This window comes from Photorhabdus noenieputensis, from assembly GCF_018448935.1.
Taxonomy (GTDB): Bacteria; Pseudomonadota; Gammaproteobacteria; order Enterobacterales; family Enterobacteriaceae; genus Photorhabdus; species Photorhabdus noenieputensis.
In genome coordinates this window covers 1-4,509 of sequence record NZ_RCWC01000077.1, presented here as the reverse complement: position 1 = coordinate 4,509, position 4,509 = coordinate 1, and the positions used below count along the sequence as shown (strand labels likewise).

The 4,509-nt window shown below is 53.2% G+C and carries 1 protein-coding gene; it reads left to right on the top strand.

What is annotated here, in order from left to right:
• A partial coding sequence (locus EAE91_RS22960; RefSeq protein ID WP_214090476.1) for a non-ribosomal peptide synthetase occupies nucleotides 1-4,509 on the top strand: 4,509 nt, incomplete at both ends.

Here is a 4,509-nt window from a genome sequence, read left to right as displayed (position 1 = left end):
TTATACCGGATCCTTTTAGCTCGGTATCCGGCGCGCGGATGTATGTGACTGGGGATTTGGCCCGCTACTTGCCGGATGGCAGCCTGGAATTCCTGGGGCGTAACGACCATCAGGTTAAAATTCGCGGCTTCCGGATTGAGCTGGGGGAAATTGAAACCCGGCTGGAGGAACACCCGGCGGTACAAGAGGCGGCAGTGCTGGTGTGGGAGGATGAACAGGGCAAACGGCTGGTTGCCTATGTGGCGGCAGAAGCGAATGAGGGATTGGCGGCCCGTTTGCGTGAACATTTGAGTGCAGTTTTGCCTGACTATATGGTCCCGGCTGCTTTTGTGCAGCTGGATACTTTACCGCAGACCCCGAATGGCAAGTTGGATCGCCGAGCGTTGCCGGCACCGGGGGAGGAGGCATTTGCCCGTCAGATCTATGAGGCCCCGCAAGGGAAGATAGAAACGATGCTGGCGGCTGTCTGGTGTGAGTTACTGGGTGTTGAACAGATTAGTCGGCATGATAGCTTCTTTGCGCTGGGTGGTCATTCGCTGCTTGCTGTGCGCATGATTGAACGATTGCGGCGTATCGGTCTGAGTGTATCGGTAAAAACGTTATTCCAGCATCCGACACTCTCTATTTTGGCCCAGTCTCTGGTTCAGCATAATGAAATTCAGGTGCCTGACAACCGTATTACACCGGATACTATGGTGCTGACACCGGCGATGTTGCCGCTGATTGATTTGACTCAGGCTGATATTGACCACATTGTCGGGCAGGTACCGGGCGGGATCGCCAATATTCAGGATATCTACGCCTTGTCGCCGTTACAGGATGGCATTTTGTTCCACCATCTGCTGGCAAATGAAGGCGATCCCTATTTGTTGACCGGGCAAATGGCTTTTGCTGACCGGACGCTGTTGGATCGTTATCTGGCGGCGGTTCAACAGATAATTGATCGGCACGATATTCTGCGTACCGCTTTTCTCTGGCAGGGATTATCAGTCCCAGCGCAGGTGGTCTGGCGTCAGGCCCCATTGTCGGTGACGGAACTGACATTAAATCCGACTGACGGTTCGGTCAGTGAGCAGTTAACCCAGCGTTTTGATCCGCGTCATCATCGTCTCGACCTGAGCAAAGCGCCGTTGTTGCGTTTTGTCATCGCTCAGGAAACCGATGGCCGTTGGTTGTTGCTGGAATTGCATCATCACTTGATCGGCGATCATGAAACGATGGAGGTAATGCGCCGCGAAGTGCAGGCGTACCTGACAGGCCAGGAGGATAATCTGCCTGCGCCGACACCTTTCCGCAATCTGGTGACGCAGGTCCGGTTGGGGGTAAGTCAGGAAGAACATACCCGTTTCTTTACTGACATGTTAGCGGCGGTAGATGAACCGACCCTGGCGTTTGGTTTGACGGAAGTGCGTCGTGATGGTTCGCAAGTGACGGAAGTTCACCGGATGTTGCCAGCCGGATTAAATGACCGTTTGCGTCATCAGGCGAGACATCTGGGCGTCAGTCTGGCGGCCTTGTGTCATCTGGCCTGGGCGCAGGTGTTGGCGTGTACCAGCGGTCAGAAGAATGTCGTGTTTGGTACGGTGCTGTTTGGGCGTATGCAGGCCGGGGAAGGGGCAGACAATAGTATGGGGTTGTTTATTAATACCTTGCCGTTGCGACTGGATATCGATGAGACCCCGGTACGAGACAGTGTGCAGGCCGCTCATACCCGACTGGCCGGATTATTAGCGCATGAACATGCGTCACTGGCATTGGCGCAGCGTTGCAGTAGCGTTGCTAGTGGTACGCCGCTCTTTAACGCATTATTAAACTACCGGCATAACCTGTCTCTGGTAACGCCGGATGAAACAATGAAGGGCGTTGAGTTCTTAGGCGGACAGGAACGGACTAACTATCCGTTTACCCTGTCAGTGGAGGATTTTGGCGATGCTCTGGGGTTGACGGCTCAAATTGTTCAGCCGTTTGATCCGGACCGTATATGCGGTTATATGCAGCAGGCGCTGGAAAGTCTGGTGGAAGCACTTGAACGGCAGCCTGAGACACCGGTGCGGGCATTAAATATCTTGCCTGAAGCGGAGCGAAAACTGTTGCTGGAAATGTGGAATAACACTGAAACCACCTATCCTGAAACGTTATGTATTCATCAGTTGTTTGAGCAACAGGTGGAGAAAACCCCTGATGCGACAGCGTTAGTGTATGACGAACAGACACTCAGTTATGCCGAATTAAATGCCCGCGCTAACCGGTTGGCTCGCCAGCTCATTGAACAAGGGGTGTATTCCGGTGATTATGTTGCGCTCTTGCTAGCACGCTCGATGGAACTGGTGGTAGCCCAATTAGCGATTCTCAAAGCCGGTGCCGTTTATGTGCCGATTGATCCTAGCGTGCCGGATGAGCGGAAAAACTGGCTGATCAGTGATTGTTCAGCCAAGTTGTTGCTTACCGATACGCGGGTGGATATTCCGGCTAACTTGACTGTGCCGCTGCTTCGTCTCTCGGATGAGGTAGATACGGTCCATGAGGAAGATCGCCGCAACCTTGACTTACCGCGTTCCAGCACCGAGTTAGCGTATATCATGTACACTTCCGGTTCTACCGGCACACCTAAAGGGGTTTTGGTGCCGCATCGTGCGGTAGTTCGATTGGTTATTAATAATGGCTATGCAGAGATTGGGCCGGAGGATCGAGTAGCCTTTGCCGCTAATCCGGTGTTCGATGCCAGTACGTTTGAAGTCTGGGCACCACTACTCAATGGCGGCGCGTTAGTGGTTATCGATCACGCCACTTTGTTGACGCCGCAGGCGTTTGTACGGACTCTACGGGGTCAGCGAATTACGGTTCTGTGGTTGAGTGTCGGATTGTTTAACCAGCTAGCAACGGAGTTGCTTCCGATTCTTTCACAGATAAAGCTCCTGATTGTCGGCGGAGATGCCCTTGATCCCCATGTTATCGGTCGGGTACTGAACACGAATCCGCCACAACGGCTATTAAATGGCTATGGACCAAGTGAAGGTACCACTTTTACGACCACATACCGTATCACTGCATTAACATCGGGAGCTGCCCGCATTCCTATCGGCCGACCGGTAGCCAACACGCGGGTTTATTTGTTGGATAAGTATGGTCAGCCGGTGCCGTTGGGGGTGACCGGAGAGATTTATGTGGGGGGCGATGGGGTAGCCTGTGGTTATCTTAATCGGCCTGAATTAACCGCCGAACGTTTCCTTGTTGATCCGTTCAGTGATCAACCGGATGCCCGCCTGTACCGCACCGGAGATTTGGCCCGTTATCTGCCTGATGGCAATCTGGAATTCCTCAGCCGTAATGACCAGCAGGTTAAAATCCGTGGCTTCCGCATTGAACCGGGGGAAATTGAGGCCCGGTTGGTGGAACATCCGGCGGTGAGTGAATCTGTGGTATTGGCACAGGGAGAAGGGCAGGAAAAACGGCTGGTTGCTTATGTCGTGGCACCAGCGGATGAGGGGCTGACGAATAGCCTTCGTACCTACCTAAGCGCTATTTTACCGGATTATATGGTACCAATGGCCTTTGTGCGTCTGGACGCGTTTCCGCTAACGCCGAACGGTAAATTGGATCGTCTGGCTCTGCCGACACCAGACGGCGAGGCATTTGCCCGTCAGATTTATGAAGCGCCACAAGGGGAAACGGAAATAGCTTTGGCGGCGATTTGGCGTGAAGTCTTGGACGTTGAACAGATCAGCCGACATGATAATTTCTTTGCCTTGGGCGGTCACTCGTTACTGGCGATGCGAGTGATGAATCGGGTAACTGCTTTAGGTATTGAACTGCCATTAACCACCCTGTTTAAATCTCCTTCGTTACAGGCACTTGCGGAGGTCATGCAGGCCCGGATGGGGCAGTCGGACACGCTCCTGCCGTCCATCGTGCCGATATCCCGTGAAGGGGAATTGCCGTTGGCATTTGCTCAACAGCGCCTGTGGTTCCTGGCGCAGCTTGAGGGCGTCAGTGAAACTTATCATATCCCGATGGCGCTGCGTTTATGTGGACAGTTGGATATCATGGCCTGGCAGAAGGCGCTGGATACCTTATTTGCCCGTCATGAAGCGTTACGTTCGGTCTTTGTTTCTGTCGATGGCCAGCCACAAGTACGTCTGTTGGAGCCAGATAGCGGCTTACTGTTATCGCAATATGACTTGCGTGGGATATCGGATGTTGATGTTGTTCTGGAGCGTCTGAGCGTGGAAGAGGCCCATGCGTCATTTGATCTTGAAAGCGGCCCGCTTATCCGGGTTGCTCTCATCCGGATCACCGATGATGAATATCAGTTTTTGCTGACCCTGCATCACATCATTTCCGATGGCTGGTCTGCCAATGTGCTGATACAGGAACTGAACACACTCTATACGGCGTTTATAGACGGACAACCCGATCCGTTGCCGCCGTTGGCGATTCAATACCCGGATTACGCTGCCTGGCAGCGTCAGTGGTTGTCGGCTGAACGTATTCAGGTTCAATCTGACTATT